We start from the raw sequence: 18,057 nt of genomic DNA on the forward strand, positions 1-18,057 counted from the left end.
GTCGGCAGTTTTTGTTGCGGGCAGGGTGTCAAATCCAATATTTTCAGGCTGCCTGAAAAAGTTTTGTCAGGTTTGCAATTCAAGCTGCGCCACTGCGGCTTAAACCGATATAACCATTTTTACAATAAAGTAATTCCGATTTCATGCAAATCTTGCTGCAAAGCGTCTAAATCAGTATCGGGAGCGAATGCCAAAATATCCGCCTCGCTTAATGTCGGGTTGTGGATAATATTTCGGACACTTTCACAGTCCAAATCGTCCTGTTCATAATAATCCGCCGCAAAATCGCAATAGGCACCGGCATCGCCGTTTACAGCAAAAAACAGCTCGGCAAAGGCGGCGGCATTTTCGGGTGCAGCATGAATTATCCATTCATGACCGCTATCGGCCTTATAGGCGCAAAAATTGCCATGCTGCACTGTATCGGTAAACGCAGGTTCGCGCAAAAAATTCTCATGCTGCCAATGTTCAGGCAGACTTTGGAACACGGCAGTATCGGCTGGGTACCGAATGCGTGCCGCAACAGCAATGCCGTAATCATCTATCAATGCGAACCACCCGCTGCCACTGCCATCGCGCATAGATGCCATCATTTGATTGGGTGCCCAATGAGCATTGAATGAAAAATAACGGTATCCCCATTCGGGCGACAAAACGGCTTCCAATAGTGCGATGCGTTGCTGGATACGGATAAAATCGGCTTTATTGGCGGGGAAAGTTATCATTTCTTCATGACTTGTAGCAGGTAACCATCACTTTGCAGACTGCCTGAAACTACCTGTCCACTTCCCCAAACACAATATCCTGCGTGCCGATAATCGCTACCACGTCCGCCAGCATATGCCCACGCGCCATTTCGTCCATGCCTTGCAGATGGGCAAAACCCGGTGCGCGGATTTTCAGGCGGTAGGGTTTGTTGGCGCCGTCTGAAATGATGTAAACGCCGAACTCGCCTTTCGGGTGTTCGACAGCGGTGTAGGTTTCGCCTTCGGGAACATGCATGCCTTCGGTGAAGAGTTTGAAATGGTGAATCAAATCTTCCATGCCGGTTTTCATGTCGGTGCGTTTCGGCGGGGCGTATTTGTGGTTTTCGGTAATCACGGAGCCGGGATTGATGCGCAGCCAATCGACGCATTGTTTGATGATGCGCACGGATTGGCGCATTTCGGCCATACGGCAGAGATAGCGGTCGTAGCAGTCGCCGTTGACACCGACGGGAATGTCGAAATCCATCAGGTCATACACCTCATACGGCTGGGTTTTGCGCATGTCCCACGCAATGCCGGAGCCGCGCAACATTACGCCGGTAAAGCCTTTTTGCATGGCGCGCTCGGGCGACACCACGCCGATGCCGACGGTGCGCTGTTTCCAGATGCGGTTGTCGGTGAGCAGGGTTTCGAGGGTATCGATGTTTTTCGGAAAGCGCTCACAGAAGGCATCGATAAAATCGAGCATGGAGCCTTCACGCGCTTCGTTGAGCTGTTTCAACACTTTGGCATTGCGGAATTTGCTTGATTCATATTTCGGCATAAAATCGGGCAAATCGCGATATACGCCGCCGGGACGGAAATAGGCGGCATGCATGCGGGCGCCGGATACGGCTTCGTATAAGTCCATCAGCTCTTCACGGTCGCGGAAGGCATACAGAATCGCAGTCATGGCACCGATATCCAGCGCGTGCGAACCGACACCCATCAGGTGATTCAAAATACGAGTCACTTCGGCGAACATCACGCGGATATACTGCGCACGAATCGGCACATCAATATTGGCCAGCTTTTCCACCGCCAAGCAATACGCTTGCTCGTTGACCATCATGGAAACATAGTCCAAACGGTCCATATAAGGCAGGGCTTGCAGATAGGTTTTGGTTTCGGCCAGCTTTTCGGTACCTCGGTGCAACAGACCGATGTGCGGATCGGCGCGGACGATGGTCTCGCCTTCCAATTCCAAAATCATGCGCAACACACCGTGCGCTGCCGGATGTTGCGGGCCGAAATTGATGGTGTAGTTTCTTAATTTGTTTTCACTCACCGTAATGCTCCTCGCGCACGATACGTGGCGTAATTTCGCGCGGCTCGATGGTAACGGGTTGGTAAATCACGCGCTTTTGTGCTTCGTCGTAGCGCATTTCCACATGGCCGGATACTGGAAAATCTTTGCGGAACGGATGGCCGACAAAGCCGTAATCGGTCAGAATGCGGCGCAAATCAGGATGGTTATTGAACAGAATACCATACATATCGAAGGCTTCGCGCTCATACCAATCGGCGCTGTTGTAAATCCCGACCACCGATTCCGCCACCGGAAAATCATCATCTTGCACCCACACGCGCACGCGGATGCGCTGATTGTTTTGCACCGACAACAGCTGGCTGACCACGGCAAAGCGTTTGCCCTGCCACGTGTCGTTGCGGTAGGTGCTGTAATCCACGCCGCACAAATCAACCAACAGTTCAAAGCGCAGAGCTTCATGGTCGCGCAAGGTAGCCATCACGTCCAAATAATGTTCAGGCAGGCATTCAACGGTAATCTCGCCCAATTCCTGAATCACTTTCAGCGCTTTGTCGCCCAATACGCCGACAGCCTGCCCGTATAAATGATTTAGCGTTGCCATGCTTTCTCCTTAATCGCGCGCAATGGTTGAAGTGCGCTTGATTTTCTGCTGCAACTGAATCAGGCCGTAAATCAAGGCTTCCGCAGTCGGCGGGCAACCCGGCACATATACGTCCACCGGGACCACGCGGTCGGCGCCCCGCACCACCGAATAAGAATAATGGTAATAGCCGCCGCCGTTGGCGCACGACCCCATCGACAACACCCAACGCGGCTCGGCCATTTGGTCGTACACGCGGCGCAGGGCGGGTGCCATTTTGTTGGTAAGCGTACCGGCCACAATCATTAAATCCGACTGGCGCGGCGACGGGCGGAAAATAATGCCGAAACGGTCAAGGTCGTAACGCGCCATACCCGCGTGCATCATCTCCACCGCACAACAGGCCAAGCCGAAGGTCACCGGCCACAGCGAGCCGGTGCGCATGTAGTTCAACACCGTATCCGCGCTGGTGGTGACGAAACCTTTTTTCAACACCCCTTCTATTCCCATTCCAGCGCCCCTTTTTTCCATTCGTAAATAAAACCGACCGTCAGCAACACGATAAACACCATCATCGACCAGAAGCCGTAAACGCCCAGCTCTTTAAAAACGACCGCCCACGGAAACATAAACGCCACTTCCAAATCGAACAGAATAAACAGAATCGCCACCAGATAATAGCGCACGTCAAACTTCATGCGCGCGTTTTCAAAGGCTTCGAAACCGCATTCAAACGGCGTGTCTTTTTCGTGGTAGTGGTTTTTCGGCCCCAGAATCGAGCCTAGCAAGAGAAAAGCCACGCCGGCAATCAAGCCGACGAGGATAAAGATGAGAACGGGAAAGTAACTGGCTAACATGGTTGCACCTGAGTGTGTGGATGAGCAACATGATCAAGGGTATTTCGTTCGCTCAAACAGCAGGCCGCAATGCAACGCGCAAAGGAACATCATCTAGCCCGCCTTGGCCGATAACACAAAATACCGGAAAATAATTGGTCATTTTATCTAAAATTATAAGCCATTTAAAGATTAATATTGTGAAAAGCACAAAAAAAAGCTCAATAAATTCAATCATTTTTTGATAACGATTATTGTTTGTATTTATTTTAAATTTTCCGACACAAAACCTAATTCTTTAGGATTATCCGAATACTAGCCTTTAGGGTAATAATGTGCCTCAGCCAATCAATCGCCTATCAGCGGCAGCAAACAAAAGGCCGTCTGAAAACCACATTCATGATTTTTCAGACGGCCTTTTCAATAATTTATTAATGATTCATCACAAACCCAACAACCAAGTATCGTTGCCTTGTTCCGACAAATCTTCCAAGCGGTTTTCGTAATGCGCGAAAATGTATTCCACAATTTCGTCTTCATCATCAATCAGTTGAATCAAATCCACGTCTTCCGGCGAAATCAGACGGTTGCCCAACAGCTGGTCTTTAATCCAATCAAGCAGCCCCGCCCAAAATGCTTTGCCGACCAAAATAATCGGACGGTTTGGAATTTTGCCCGTTTGTGCCAAAGTCAGGCTTTCAAACAACTCATCCAGCGTACCAAAACCGCCCGGCATCACCACATACGCCACCGCATGCTTCACAAACATCACCTTGCGCGGAAAAAAGTGTTGGAATTTAATCGACAAATCCTGATACGGATTGGCATGCTGCTCATGCGGCAACACAATATTCAAACCCACCGCAGGGCTGGCACCGGCAAACGCGCCTTTATTGGCCGCCTCCATAATGCCCGGCCCGCCGCCCGAAATCACCGAGAAACCGGCATCGGACAACTTGCGCGACAAACGTTCGGCAAACAGATAATCCGCATGATCCACCGGCGTGCGCGCACTGCCGTAGATACTCACCGCCGGCTGAATCGCCCGCAATTCCTCACCCGACTCGACAAACTCAGAAATAATCTTCAACACATGATACGACTCGCGGCCGTGAATTTCGCGGCGCGTTTCATCGGGCAACATCGGCATCGGCAATTTTTTATGCAGCATCATCTTCCTCCTTAACTGTTTCAACCGATTGTAACGGATTTTGCTGAAAATACAACGCCCAAAGATTGCGCAAAAAACCGCAGCTTTTCAGACGGCCTCGTTTACAATAGAGGCCGTCTGAACCCCAAAACCAACCATGCTCGACATCCCCCACCACAACCGCCACAGCATCGCCGTCAACAAACCGGCCGGCATGCTCGTTCACTGCTCATGGCTCGACCGCCACGAAACCCGTTTTGTCATGCAGGCCCTGCGCAACCAAATCGGCCAACACGTTTATCCCGTGCACCGCCTCGACCGACCTCCGGCATGTTGCTGTTTGCCCTCGACCCCGATTCCGCACGAGCACTCACCCAACAATTCGAATGCAAAACCGTCACCAAAACCTATTGGGCGGTTGTGCGGCCACCTGCCCGAACACGACCGCATCGACTATCCGCTCAAATACCAGCCCGACCAGATTGCCGAAGCCATGACCGAAGCCACTTTGCAAGATGCCGTTACCGATTACCGCTGCTTGGCGCAAACCGAATTACCGTTCCAATCCGCCCTGCGCTATCCCACATCGCGCTATTCATGGGCAGAACTTACCCCACATACCGGCCGCAAACACCAACTACGCCGCCACATGAAACACATTTTCCACCCCATCGTCGGCGGCACCGACTACGGCGACCTGCGCAAAACCACGCCGTTGCGAGCATTTGGGTACCACCCGCTTGCCGCACGCGCGGAAATTGTCGTTTGAAAGTCTGGAAAACGGCGAAACGGTAAATATTACCGCCCCGACGGACGGGCAACAGGCTGTGTGGCTGGAGAAGTTTTGATTTGTAGGTACGGTTACGGCGTGCCGTATAACCGTACCTACGCAAAAAGCTTCTTGCTCGGCTAAATGACGGATTAGGTTTTTTGAATATTTCCGGGTTTTGTAAATACAGGTATAGGAAATTGTCGGGTTGTTTACACTTTTTTATGCAAAACAGCTTTTATTTTCTGCCCGGATGATTGTTTTAGGTTTTTGAGCATTGTCAAGAATGCCGAAAGGCACGGCAAAGCCGCACGGTTCTTGACAATGCTCAAAAACCCCAAAACGGGCCTTCAGGCAAAAAAGCAAAAGCGTAAACAACGCTGGCTTTTCTTACACTATCAGGCCGTCTGAAATTTTCAGACGGCCTTTCAGGTTACAAAATCGGTAGTTTACTTAATCGGCGGCGGCTGACGAACCGCAGTCGATTCCGTCGAAGCCGGTACTGACTGCGGTTCCCGCCTGACCCTGTACAATCGCTTCGATGTCGCGCAGCGCACCGATAACGGCGGTTTTGCCAGTGGTACGGGCAAAGTTGACGGCAGCCTGCACTTTCGGCCCCATCGAGCCGTCGGCAAAACCGATTTTTTCGATTTCGCCGGCATTGGCCGTGCGCATCAAACGCTGGTTTTCCGTACCCCAATCCAAGTAAACGCCGTCGATGTCGGTGGCGATGACCAGCAAATCGGCTTCGACCGACGCAGCCAGCAGCGCGGTGGCCAGGTCTTTGTCGATCACCGCTTCGGCACCGCACAGTCTGCCTGTTTCGTCATAGTAAGTCGGAATGCCACCGCCGCCGGCACAAATCAGGATGTAGTCGTGTTCAATTAGGGTTTTCAACGGCTTCAGGCCGAAAATGCGCGTGGGCAGCGGGCTGGGGACGACGCGACGGTATTTGTCGTTGTCTTTGGCCATCGTCCAGCCTTTTTCGGCGGCAACGGCATCGGCCTCTCCTTTGGTATACACGGGGCCTACGGGTTTGCTGGGGTTTTGGAACGCCGGGTCTTTCGGATCGACTTCGGTTTGGGTCAGAACGGTGGTCAATGAAGCTTCTTTGGGCACGAAATTGGCCAGTTCCTGCTGAATCATATAGCCGATCATACCGACGGATTCTGCACCTAAAACGTCCAGCGGATACATCGGTACTTCCTTATAGGCGTTGCTTTGCAAAGCCATCAGTCCGACTTGCGGGCCGTTGCCGTGGGTGATGACGAGCTGGTTGCCCGGATAGATTTTGGCGATTTGTTCGCAGGCGGTGCGGACATTCATGCGTTGGTTGGCTGAAGTCAGGGGTTCTCCGCGCTTGAGCAGGGCGTTACCGCCCAATGCAATCACAATTCTCATGATCATCTCCTTTAATCTGAAATGATGTCGGGTTTTCAGACGGTCTGTCTGCTCAACAGGCCGTCTGAAACCTTTCTGCGTCAGACGTTTTTACCCAAACGGGTTCTGATGCCCGACGGTTTGCCGAAACCGTTCTCCAGTGAATAAGCTTCCTGCCCGCGCACGAATGTGGCGGTAATGCGGCAGCCGATTTCCATGCCTTCGTAGGCGCTGAATTTGTTTTTATAGAAGAGTTTGTCGGCGGTAAGCGTGTAGCTTTGGTTGGGGTCGAGCAGCACGATGTCGGCGTCTTTGCCCAAAGCCAGCGCGCCTTTGTCGATCAGGCCGAATCGTTCGGCGGGACGGGTGGCGAGCGCGTTCATCAAGATCACAGGGCTGATGTTGCGCTGCTTGACCGCTGCATCGAACAGCGCGTCCACGCTGTTTTGGCAGCCGGAAATGCCGCCCCATGCTTTGAATGCGTTGGGGTCGGCTTTCAGGTCGGGCGTGCAGGGCGAGTGGTCGGAACAAATGATGTCGAGTATGCCGTCTTCGACAAGCCGCCAAAGCCGCACTTGGTGGCCGCGGTCGCGTATGGGCGGCGAACATTTGGCTTTGGGGCCGATGGCATCCAGGTCTTCGGTGGCCAAGAGCAGGTAGTGTACGCAGCTTTCGCAACTGGCATCGACGCCGCGCGCTTGCGCTTCCAAAACGGCTTCGACGGCTTCGGCGCAGCTGCAATGGGCGATGTGGATGCGGCAGCCGGTCTGTTCGGCCAGATACAGCACGCGGCGGACGGCTTCGACTTCGGTGAAAACCGGGCGGGTGGCCACATAGTCGCTGACCAAGGTTTTGCCTTCCGCTTTGGCTTTACGCCCTAAACCGTCGGTGAGCGTGGCGTTTTCGCAGTGCACTACCAGCAAATCGCCTGTTTCGGCCAAGACTTTCATGCCTTCATATAGCTCGAAGTCGGTTACATTTTTAAAGTCACCGGGTTTGTCGGAACCGCAGGTGGCGACAAAGGCTTTGAAGGCCGCTGCGCCTGCTTGGGAGAGTTCTTTGAGTTTGTCGAGGTTGTGCGGCACGAGCCCGCCGAAAAAGGCGTAGTCCACATGGTTCTGCCCTTCGGCGGCGCGGCGTTTGATTTCCATCGTTTCGGCGTCGATGGTGGCGGGGATGGTGTTGAGCGGCATTTCGACGTAAGACGTCGTACCGCCTGCAGCCATAGCCTGCGTGCCGGTGAAATAGCCTTCCCATTCGGTGCGGCCGGGTTCGGAAATGTGCATGTGCACATCGACCATACCGGGCAGGACGTATTGGCCGCCGGCATCGACCATGCGCGCGGCTTCGGCATCGATTTCGGGGGCAATGGAGGCGATTTTGCCGCCTTTCACGGCGATGCTGCCGTGCAGCGTCTGTTCGGGCAGCACCAGCAGACCGTTTTTGATGATTAAGTCATACATTTTTTTGCTCCTTTGTTTTTTATTGCTACGGGGGAGGCCCTGTGTTTTCAGACGGCCTGCCTGATGGGTGAGGCCGTCTGAAATTTCCGCTTTACAGGATTACAGCGCACCGACACCCGATGCCTGCATGAAGTAAAGCGCGATGCTGGACAACAGTCCCAACAGCAGCATCAAGGGCATGTAGAACCGCAGCCATTTGCTGTATTCCACTTTGGCAATCACCAGCGTGGCGACGAAGAAACCCGAAGTGGGGAAGAAGATGTCGGTGAGCTGTCCGCCCCATGCGTTGGCAGAAACCACGGCTTGTTGCGAAATGTCCAGCAGACTCGCCAGCGGCGAAATAATCGGCATGGTCAGTACGGTCAGAGCGGTTGCGCCCGGAATCAGGAAGTTGAACACGGCCTGTTCCCAGAAAATCGCGATGGCGGTCATTTCGGACGGAACGGAACGCATCATGCCTTCCAGCCAGTACACCAGCGTATCGGTAATCACGCCTTTGTCCATCACCACGGCAATCGCCGAGGCCACGCCGCACAGGAGCGCCGCAACCATCATGTCGCGCATGCCTGCATTCACGTCGTCGCAAATCTGTTGAGCCGATTTGCCCGCTACGGCGGCGGCGGTGATGCCGATGAAGAGGAATAGGCCGCCGATGGCCGCGAAGCCCAGATTGTTTTTCAGAATCAGGAAGATGGCGGCGGGGAACAGTACCATACAGGCAATACCCGCGTATTTTTGGCGTACGGTAAACACCTGTCCCGCTTTGGCCGCGTCTTCTTCGGCGATGGCCGCGCGCAGCACATGGTCGGTGTCGTAGGTCAGGCTGGCTTCAGGATTGCGTTTCACTTTAACCGCGTAACGCATCACATACAGGACGGTAATCAGCACTACCGCTGCCAGCACCACCGCGCGGAAAGCCGAACCGGAAAACATCGGCAGCTGCGCAATCTGCTGCCCCATACCGACCGAACCGGGAATGGTCAAGCCGAAAGTGAAGCCCATACAGGGACCCAGCAGCGACACGGCGGTGGCCGTCATGCCGTCGTAGCCCAGCCGGTAAAACAACGGCAGCAGCACGGGCAGATAGGCCAGCGACAGCTCGGGCACGCCGATAAACGCTGCCAGTCCCGAAAAGATGGCAATCAGAATCGGAATGACCAGAATATCCTTGCCGCCGACAGCCGTACTCAGCCTCTGCACGCCCATGTCGATCAGCCCGGCGCGTTTTATCAAACCCATGCAGCCGCCGACCATAAAGGTCAGGAACACGATGCCCGCCGCGCGCTGCAAACCGTCGGGAATGGCCGTTACCAAATCCATAAAGCCCACCGGCTGCTGCCCGACGGTATGGTAAGTTCCCGCCACCACCAGTTTCTGCGTACCGTGGGCGGTTTCCACCACCTGACGTTCGTATTCGCCGGCCGGCACGATGTAGGTCAGTACGGCCGCCACCAGAATAAAGACTGCCAATACGATATAAATATCCGGCATCTTGAAAGATTTTTTCGGTTTTTGCGTATCCATTACACAACTCCTTCAATCTTGTCGTTCGGAACAACAGCCGCCGGGCGGCTGCCGCTGTCCCTTTCGTTTTTTGTCTGTAATCCGTATTTTTGTTTTTGGGTAACAGATATTGAAGAAAGCAAAGGCCGTCTGAAAAACATCTTCCCGTTTCAGACGGCCTTCACCGTCCTCAACGCTTTCCCTTAAAGCCGGCACCCGCTTCGGTCAGTCCACGCCGACCACCGCGGCCAGCAACGCCATGCGCATGGCAACCGAGAAGCCGATGGCGCGGAAGTAGAGCTGGTGTTCGGTATTGTCGATGCCGAAGTCGAACTCGCCCGGATTACGCGGCAGCGAGTGGTGCACGCCCACCGTTTTGCCGTTTTTCTCTTTAATGCGTTTGAGCATATCCGGAGAAATGTAGTAGTTCTGCATTTTTTTCATGAAGTCTCCGCGGGCGGGATCATCTTTTTTCACCGAGCTGCCCGGCAGGTAAATCAGGTCGATGCCGTTTTCGGCGTAGAGTTCTTCGTTTTGTTTCTCGGTCAAGTCGAAATGCTCTTCGAAATGCGCGCCCATTGCGGTCAGCTTGTTGCGCACCACTTCGGGCGTACGCAGTTCGCTCGTGCCGGTGTAGATGATTTTCGCGCCCATCGAAGCCAGTGCCAGTGCAAACGACTGGCCGGAACGCGCCCGCGACAGGTCGGGCGTGGCGATGGCGACGGTGGCGTTGCGCAAATCACCGAACGCGCGCCAGCAGGTGTAGCAGTCGAGCAGGCCTTGGGTCGGGTGGGTAACGTGGCCGTAGCCGCCCGAAATCACCGGTGACGCGTAACCCGCCAGCTCGTCAATCGCGCCCAAGGCTTCTTTGTCGTCAGGGTGGCGCATCACGATCACGTCGGCGTACTCGGAAGTCACGCGCAAGGTGTCGTACAGGCTTTCGTTTTTGGCCACCGCCGCGTTGTGCTGCGGGTCGGATTCGGTAATCACGCCGCCGCCCAAACGCAGCATGGCGTTTTCATGGCTGCAGCGGGTACGGGTGGACGGTTGGAAAAACAGGGTGTAAAGCACTTTGCCCTGCAACAGGTTGAGACCGGTGCGCAAAAACGGTTCCATCATTTGAGCCGCTTGAAACAGCGATACGATTTCTTCGCGTTTGAAGTCGTCCAGAAACGTGATGTTTTTTCCGCGCATATGAGTGGCGGCCAATACTTCGCGGATGTCCAAAGTTCTAAAATTTTGATCTAAAGCCATGATAATTACTCCTTTATTTTGAAGAGGAGGCCGTCTGAAAACTGTCAGCATTCAGGCGGTCATGCGGTTTTATCGGGAAATCAGATGTCCACATCCCTGTGGCAGTCTTTGGAATAAATGTAGGTAAACGGACTGCGGCCTACCGCGTAAGAAGCCTGTTTGCAGTACGGGCCGAACCAGATGAAGTCTTCTTCTTTAATAAGGTACCACTCATCGTCCAGGCGGTAACAACCCTGTCCTTCGTACACATACGCGCCGTGTTCCTGCACATGGGTTTCGACGATGTTGTGGCTGGCGCCCGGGTCGAAACTCAACACGTGCATGTTCATGTCGAAGTTCTGCTCCACCGGCAGCAGGTCTTTGATGTGGACGTTGGCCATGCCGTCGTAATCCACCCACTCGATGCCGTGCACGCTGCCGAATACCGCATAAGGCTTCAGTCCTGCCGGATGCTCGATGTAGCGTTGTTTGTATAAAAGGATGCGGCCTGTTTTGTGATTGGCGTTTTCAAAACGGATGCCCGCACCCGGCGGCGCATAGGCATAGCCGCCCTGTTTCAGCACATGGCTCTCACCGCCGACGGTAACGTTCAATTCGGCTTCGCCGTCGAGTAGGTACACAAACGCTTCTTCGTGCGGCTTCGCACCGTAAGCCAAAGTGGTTTTGGCGTTTTCGCCCAACGTGCCGATGAGCTGCACGAAACTCGCCCCCATTTTCGGCGTGGCCAGAACCGTCATCAGGCAGTCTTCGATGCCGGGAATCACGTTGATGACCCGGCCCTGCGGCGTAATCACGGCATAGTTGCCGTGTTTGACGACCGAACGGTTTTGTAAAATATCTTGAGGATAACCCGGCATTTTCATTCTCCTTTCAAGCAACAACCCTTTGTTGTCAGGGGAATACTACCGCCGAACACGCCGGACACCTCTAGCCGCTTGTGACAAAGGGCTGTCTTTACGCGCCATCCCCGTATTTGCAAGGTAAAAAAAGGCCGCCTCGCTGAACTGTACCCCCAAAGTTAGACACATTACCCAACTTTAGGAGGTGCGGTTTTTTATGGCAAAATATTCAAACGGATTTAAATTGAAAATAGTGGAATACTATTTGCAGGGACATGGCGGAAAGCTTACGGCCAAAGCCTTTTGCTTAGATCATGCTGCCGTACGCAAACGGGCAACCCGTTATATCCTTCATGGGGAGGACGGCATCAACAGACGGTCGGGTATTACCGTTTATCCTGAGGGTTTCAAGCTGAACGCCGTCAGAATGGTCATAAATGAGGGGCTGTCCCAAAAAGAGGCATCCGCCCGAAAGTGGCGTTTAAGGCATTAATGCCGTCTGAAAAGCCGATACTGCATTCGGATCAGGGGGGGGGGCAGTATTCAGATGTTTTTTTATCAACACCGGTTAAAAGAGAAAGGATTAATGCAGGGTATGTCCCGTAAGGGAAACTGTTTTGGACAATGCGGCAATGGAAAGTTTCTTCGGCACATTAAAGCCGGAATGCTTCTATACGCGCAAATATGCTTCTGCTGCCGAATTGGAAGAAGCACTGCACGAATATATCCGTTACTGCAACCACGATGGGATTAAGTTGAAATTAAAAGGACTGAGCCCTGTACAGTACAGGATTCAGTCCTTGAAAAGCGCTTGATCAAACTGTCCGGCTTTTTGGGGTCAGTTCAGCGCGGCGGCACTGTTTTTCCGGCATCATACCGATGCCTGTTGTCGGTTTTCAGACGGCTTCAAGTGAGAAAACATCTAATCTGAAATAACTATCTGATTGATATTTGTAAAAAATATTTTCCCGAGTACCCGTTTGGCAATATTGTGTTTATGCCGTACCGTTAAATTAATACTTTTAAACCAAATAAAACAAAATCCATACAAAACAATCTTTATCTTATTTGTCCCTTCCGAAAGATATAGCAAAATGCCCGTTTCTCTTGCTATAATTTCAAAAGGTGTTTCAATATTTAACAAACCCCGTCTCCCGCCTTTATCCGTCAGGAATGTTACGCAAGGAGCATACCGTGCCGTCAAAGATGCCTTTCCCCACTAAAACCGCAGGGCACAGCGTACTGGTCAGCTGGGTCTCTTCCATCTGCCAAACCGCACGCGGTTACGGCATTGATCCTTTTCCGGTTCTGGCAAAATGCAATCTCGATGCCCGCCTGCTCCATATGCCCGACTCACGCTTTCTGCTGGAGGGCGTGCGCCGTTTGTGGGAAGAACTGATTCAGGCGACCGGTGACCCCTTGTTCGGCTTGCAGGTCGGGCGGGAAATCCAGGCCTCGGCATTACAGGGCTTGGGCTTGGCAATGATTTCATGCGGCTCCCTTTCCGATTTGATGATGATTATGGTACGCTACTGCCGGATTATTTCCACGACCATGCGCATTAATTTCGACCATCCGCCGGAACTCAAAGACACCAAGCTGGTACTCAGTTCCGATTACGGTTCCGAACACATGAATGCCGCACGGCTGGCCATACTGGCCTTTATCTACCGGCAGGCGTGCAGTTTGTCGCAACATCCGGTTCGGCCGGTCGGCGTGACACTTTCTATGGCCGACTGCGGCGACGTCTCCCGTTTGGACGGTTATTTTCAGGTTCCCGTGAACACGGGCTGCGAAAAGGATTCGATTACCTTCAGCTACGCCGACACCATCGAGCCGTATGCCGGCGCCAACCCGCAATTGATGGACATGGGCACCGCCATCGCCGGTCGCTATCTGAATCATCTGAACCATATGGACATTGTCTCCCGCGTGGATTCGCTGATTCAGGAAGAATTGAAAACCGGCGAACCGCGCCTGCAGGCGGTCGCCGACAAACTCCACCTGTCGCCGCGTACGCTGCAACGCCGCCTGCGCGAAAACGGCCACTCGTTCAACAGCCTGCTCGACAGCATCCGTCACGAAATGGCGCACAATCTGCTCATGCACAGTGACTTGAGCATTACCGAAATCGGCTTCAGGCTCGGCTTTTCCGATTTGAGCAATTTCATCCGCGCCTGCCACCGCTGGTTTGGCTGCACCCCGCTTCAGCACCGCGGCAACAGCGTGCTCATCAGCATCTGAATGCTTTCCTTTGTCTGTTTTCAAACGGCCTTACCACTTGCTCCCGCTCCAAGGCCGTCTGAAAATCCGCCTATTGTTACCCGATTTATTTTCACGCGGATTTTTCTGCATCCCTTGGCGCAAGACAACAGGCTCTTGTCGCCTGATGACAGGATAGGTGAAACCTTCCTTTATTATAGTGTAGTCAGTTGGAATGACTTTTAACGTCTGCAACGTGTCTGCGTTGTTGCCTTTTCAACGACACGGTTGCTACGACGATACCGAAAAGGAATAGCCATGCCTGCCTACATCAAAAAACTGAAGTCGATCAAACCGACCAATCAACGCCTGAGCAACGACGACCTGCTGCCGGCCGAAAAAAATTGGAACTGGTACAACATATTTGCCTTTTGGATGTCCGACGTACACAGCGTAGGCGGCTATATGTTCGCAGGCACCTTGTTTGCCTTGGGGCTGACTTCGTGGCAAATCCTGATTACGCTGGCCGCCGGTATTTCCATCGTCATGGTATTGTCCAACCTTTTGGGCAAACCCAGTCAGAGTGCGGGGGTTCCTTATCCCGTGATTGCCCGCATGTCCTTTGGCGTTTACGGTGCCAACATTCCCGCACTTTTGCGCGGTATCATCGCCATCGTGTGGTACGGCATCCAAACCTACTTGGCTTCTGTGGCATTGACCATCATCCTGCTCAAATTCTTCCCCGAACTGATAGCGTGGCAGGAACCGACTTTCCTTAAATTATCGTATTTGGGTTGGTTCAGCTTCTTCATCATGTGGATGGCGCAAACCGTTTTGTTCCTGCTCAAAATGAATGCCATCAAAGTATTCTTGGATTATTCAGGGCCTGCCGTATACATCGTCATGTTTCTGCTGATGCTGTGGATTGTGTATAAAGCAGGTTGGGAAAACATCAGCTTTTCACTCTCCTTGACCAAACTCGGCTTTTGGCAGACCCTCGGCACGATGTTGGTGGGCATGTCGCTGATTGTGAACTACTTCGCAGGCCCTACGCTTAATTTCGGCGATTTTTCCCGCTACTGCCGCAGCATGAAAGATGTGAAAACCGGCAATTTCTGGGGCTTGCCGGTCAACTTTACCGCCTTCGCGCTCACCGTCATCATCACCATCACCGGCACGCCCGTCATCTTCGGCGAAATGATTATCGACCCCTTGGGCATCGTGGCTAAAATAGACAACATCGGTATCGTGCTGCTGCTGGCCTTCACATTCGTCACCGCCACCGTCGGGACCAACATCGTCGCCAACTTTGTCTCCGCCGCCAACGACATTTCCAACCTTTACCCCGGCCGCATCAGCTGGCGCATCGGCGGCATGATTGCAGCCGTCCTGTCGGTCGTGATTACGCCGTGGAATCTCTACAACTCGCCCGAAGTCATCCACTACACCATCGACCTGCTCGCTGGTACGCTCGGCCCGATGTACGGCATCATCTTGACCGACTATTACCTGCTGAAAAAACGCGTGATCCAGGTGGACGACCTGTTTGACGATTCAGCCGACGGCACCTATTGGTATCAAAACGGTTACAACCGCGCCGCCGTCAAAGCCATGCTGCCGGCCTCCGGCTTGGCCATCCTAATCGTCCTCATCGCCGATTTCCATTTGGCCAATCCGCTGTTTGCCGCCATCGGCACACTGGCACCTTTCTCCCTCGTCATCAGCATGGCACTGGGCGGCATCCTTTACTACCGCTTCAGCAAAAAAAACGGCTGCCCACCCGCGCATTAATCCCTTTCAGCCGGAGAGATGAGTCGGGCAATATGATATAACCCGTAAATACGGCAGGCCGCCACCTGCTTGCAGCGGGTTTTGCAAAGGTCTCAATTGATGATAAAACGCGCAAGGCCGTCTGAAACTTTTCCTGCTTTCAGACGGCCTTTCTGCTAAAATTCCCACCTTAAAAATTTACCTAACCGCAAGCAAATGAATATTTTTTACGAAGAATCCGGCCAGTTTAAAGTCGCTGCCGTCGTGCAGAAAAACGATGCCACTTACCAAGTCGATACCCAGCACGGCAAGCGCACGAAGGTGAAGGCGAATAATGTGTTTACTGAATTTAACGGCGACATGGCGGCGTTTTTGGAGAAAGCGCAGGCGGATGCGGCTGAGATTGACACGGATTTGCTGTGGGAAGTGTGCGGGGAAGACGAGTTTTCCGCCGAAGCGATTGCGGAAGAATATTTCGGCCACGCGCCGAGCCAGTCGGAATTGGCGGCGACTTTGATTGCGCTGTATGCCGCGCCGATGTATTTCTACAAAAAGGCCAAAGGCGTGTTTAAAGCCGCGCCGGAAGAAACTTTGAAACAAGCCTTGGCGGCGATTGAGCGTAAAAAGCAGCAGGATGCGCAGATTGATGCGTGGGCGGCGGCCTTGCAGGTGGGTGAAATGCCGTCTGAAATCGCGGCGGATTTGAAAACGATTTTACACGCGCCCGACAAGCAGGCTTTGACCTATAAGGCGTTTATCAAGGCGGCGGACGCGTTGAAATTGCAGCCTTATGATTTGGCCAAGCAAACCGGCGCGGTGACGTCGCTGCCGCAATACCTGCTCGACGCGTTTGAAATGAAGCATTATCCGCAAGGCGCGGTGTTGGCGGAGATGGAAGTTGCGCCACCGCCTGAATTGCCGCAAGCCGATGTGGCGGCGTTTTCGATTGACGACGAATCCACCACCGAAGTGGACGATGCCTTAAGCCTAGCCGATTTGGGCAACGGCCTGAAACGCGTGGGCATCCACATCGCCGCACCGTCGTTGGCGATTGAACCGGGCAGCGCAATTGAAAAAACGGTGATGAACCGCTTGAGCACGGCCTATTTCCCCGACGGCAAAATCACCATGTTGCCGGAAAACTGGATTGCCGCGTTCAGCTTGGACGAAGGCGCATACCGTCCGGCGGTGAGCATTTATTTCGATGTCGATGCCGAGTTCAACTTGGTTGGCGAACCGGTGAACAAAATCGAAGCGGTCAACATCGCCGAAAACCTGCGTATTCAAACGATTGAACCGCATTTCAACGCTGAAGCCGGCTTGGATGACGCCGGTGAAGCCATGTTCAACCATCATCAGGATTTGATTTGGTTTCATCAATTTGCCATCGCGCGCCAAAAAGCACGCGGCAAATACGAAGAAAACCGCGCGCCGCAATACGATTACAGCGTGGAAGTGGCTTCAGACGGCATCGTCTCCGTTACCCGCCGAGAACGCGGTTCGCCCATCGACACGCTGGTGAGCGAAATGATGATTCTGGCCAACAGCACTTGGGCGCAGATGCTCGATGAAAACGATTTGCCGGGCTTGTTCCGCGTGCAGCCGAGCGGCAAAGTGCGCATGAGCACCCAATCCGAGCCTCACATCGGCATGGGCGTGCAGCATTACGGCTGGTTCACCTCGCCGCTGCGCCGCGCCGCCGACTACATCAACCAAAAACAGCTCATCAGCCTGATTGATGAAACCGCCGCGCCTCTGTTCCAAAAAAACGATGCGGATTTGTTTGTCGCCCTGCGCGATTTCGACACCGCCTATTCCGCCTACGCCGATTTCCAACGCCAGATGGAAGCCTATTGGAGCTTGGTGTATTTGGAGCAGCAAGGCACGAAAGAACTCACCGCCACGGTATTGAAAGAAGATTTGGTACGCATCGAAGGACTGCCGCTGGTGACCCGTGCGGTGGGCATTCCGTTTGATACCTTACCGAAATCGCAGGTGCTGCTCAATATTACGGGCTTGGATTCGGAAAAGCAGTTTATCGGTTTGAATTATGTGAAAGCAGTGGCGCCGCAGGTTTGATTGAATAAAGTACACAAAGGCCGTCTGAAAACATTTTCAGACGGCCTTTTATATTTAATAGGCATAAACAAAATCAATATAATGCGTGCGGGGCTGGAAACAATAAAAGCCCCATGGCAGTGAACTGCACCCCAAAAGTTGGACACCATCCCCAACTTATTGAGGTGCAGTTTTTTATGGCAAAGTATTCAAACGGATTCAAGTTGCAAGTAGTAA

The 18,057-nt window shown here is 53.1% G+C and carries 14 protein-coding genes and 2 pseudogenes; 5 read left to right on the forward strand and 11 right to left on the reverse strand.

Features of this window, described 5'->3' with window-relative positions; translation table 11 throughout:
* Positions 1–119 precede the first annotated feature (119 nt).
* The 6 genes from ACFPVS_RS09375 to ACFPVS_RS09400 all read right to left on the reverse strand — a co-directional run bounded on the left by ACFPVS_RS09375 (position 120) and on the right by ACFPVS_RS09400 (position 4,606).
* A complete protein-coding gene (locus ACFPVS_RS09375; RefSeq protein ID WP_123804644.1) occupies positions 120–725 on the reverse strand; it encodes a hypothetical protein in 606 nt (201 codons plus the stop codon).
* A 49-nt stretch (positions 726–774) separates the two neighbouring features.
* Positions 775–2,034 carry an NADH dehydrogenase (quinone) subunit D gene (gene nuoD, locus ACFPVS_RS09380; RefSeq protein WP_123804645.1) on the reverse strand — a complete coding sequence of 420 codons (1,260 nt, stop codon included), beginning with the start codon at positions 2,032–2,034 and terminating at the stop codon, positions 775–777.
* Positions 2,027–2,617, reverse strand: a complete 591-nt coding sequence (locus ACFPVS_RS09385; RefSeq protein ID WP_123804646.1) for an NADH-quinone oxidoreductase subunit C — start codon at positions 2,615–2,617, stop codon at positions 2,027–2,029. Before ACFPVS_RS09385 ends, nuoD begins: the two co-directional genes overlap by 8 nt.
* Positions 2,618–2,626: 9 nt before the next feature.
* Positions 2,627–3,106, reverse strand: a complete 480-nt coding sequence (locus ACFPVS_RS09390; RefSeq protein WP_066075530.1) for a NuoB/complex I 20 kDa subunit family protein — start codon at positions 3,104–3,106, stop codon at positions 2,627–2,629.
* Entirely contained in the window at positions 3,097–3,453 is a 357-nt protein-coding gene (locus tag ACFPVS_RS09395) for an NADH-quinone oxidoreductase subunit A (protein ID WP_095503515.1), read from the reverse strand. The genes ACFPVS_RS09390 and ACFPVS_RS09395 overlap by 10 nt, the downstream gene beginning before the upstream one ends.
* A 421-nt stretch (positions 3,454–3,874) precedes the next feature.
* On the reverse strand, positions 3,875–4,606 hold the full coding sequence (locus tag ACFPVS_RS09400; protein WP_123804647.1) for an LOG family protein: 732 nt from the start codon (positions 4,604–4,606) through the stop codon (positions 3,875–3,877).
* 190 nt (positions 4,607–4,796) lie between these two features.
* On the opposite strand from ACFPVS_RS09400, the pseudogene ACFPVS_RS09405 reads away from it, so the two are divergent.
* A pseudogene (locus tag ACFPVS_RS09405) lies at positions 4,797–5,351 on the forward strand (pseudouridine synthase).
* A gap of 453 nt (positions 5,352–5,804) precedes the next feature.
* Here the strand turns inward: ACFPVS_RS09405 and arcC are convergent.
* The 5 genes from arcC to allE all read right to left on the reverse strand — a co-directional run bounded on the left by arcC (position 5,805) and on the right by allE (position 11,808).
* Positions 5,805–6,752 (reverse strand): carbamate kinase, encoded by a 948-nt coding sequence (gene arcC, locus ACFPVS_RS09410; RefSeq protein WP_123804648.1) that lies wholly within the window; start codon positions 6,750–6,752, stop codon positions 5,805–5,807.
* 80 nt (positions 6,753–6,832) lie between these two features.
* Positions 6,833–8,194 (reverse strand): allantoinase AllB, encoded by a 1,362-nt coding sequence (gene allB / locus ACFPVS_RS09415; RefSeq protein ID WP_123804649.1) that lies wholly within the window; start codon positions 8,192–8,194, stop codon positions 6,833–6,835.
* A gap of 99 nt (positions 8,195–8,293) precedes the next feature.
* Positions 8,294–9,718, reverse strand: a complete 1,425-nt coding sequence (locus ACFPVS_RS09420; RefSeq protein ID WP_123804650.1) for a YfcC family protein — start codon at positions 9,716–9,718, stop codon at positions 8,294–8,296.
* Between the two features lie 204 nt (positions 9,719–9,922).
* Entirely contained in the window at positions 9,923–10,951 is a 1,029-nt protein-coding gene (locus ACFPVS_RS09425) for an aspartate/ornithine carbamoyltransferase family protein (RefSeq protein WP_123804651.1), read from the reverse strand.
* Positions 10,952–11,031: 80 nt separating this feature from the next.
* A complete protein-coding gene (allE, locus tag ACFPVS_RS09430) occupies positions 11,032–11,808 on the reverse strand; it encodes a (S)-ureidoglycine aminohydrolase (RefSeq protein ID WP_123804652.1) in 777 nt (258 codons plus the stop codon).
* 459 nt (positions 11,809–12,267) lie between these two features.
* On the opposite strand from allE, the pseudogene ACFPVS_RS09435 reads away from it, so the two are divergent.
* The 4 genes and pseudogenes from ACFPVS_RS09435 to ACFPVS_RS09450 form a co-directional block, all read left to right on the forward strand.
* Positions 12,268–12,605, forward strand: a pseudogene (locus ACFPVS_RS09435) (transposase); the annotation flags it as partial.
* Between the two features lie 379 nt (positions 12,606–12,984).
* Positions 12,985–14,034, forward strand: coding sequence for an AraC family transcriptional regulator (locus ACFPVS_RS09440; protein ID WP_158608790.1), 1,050 nt, complete (start codon positions 12,985–12,987; stop codon positions 14,032–14,034).
* A 276-nt stretch (positions 14,035–14,310) separates the two neighbouring features.
* Positions 14,311–15,783 (forward strand): NCS1 family nucleobase:cation symporter-1, encoded by a 1,473-nt coding sequence (locus tag ACFPVS_RS09445; RefSeq protein WP_378595712.1) that lies wholly within the window; start codon positions 14,311–14,313, stop codon positions 15,781–15,783.
* 195 nt (positions 15,784–15,978) lie between these two features.
* The gene (locus ACFPVS_RS09450; protein ID WP_378595713.1) at positions 15,979–17,841 is read left to right on the forward strand and encodes a ribonuclease catalytic domain-containing protein; all 1,863 of its coding nucleotides are present in this window, start codon (positions 15,979–15,981) and stop codon (positions 17,839–17,841) included.
* Positions 17,842–18,057: the final 216 nt, after the last annotated feature.

The sequence above is a fragment of the Neisseria weixii genome, assembly GCF_042658245.1.
GTDB lineage: Bacteria > Pseudomonadota > Gammaproteobacteria > Burkholderiales > Neisseriaceae > Neisseria > Neisseria weixii.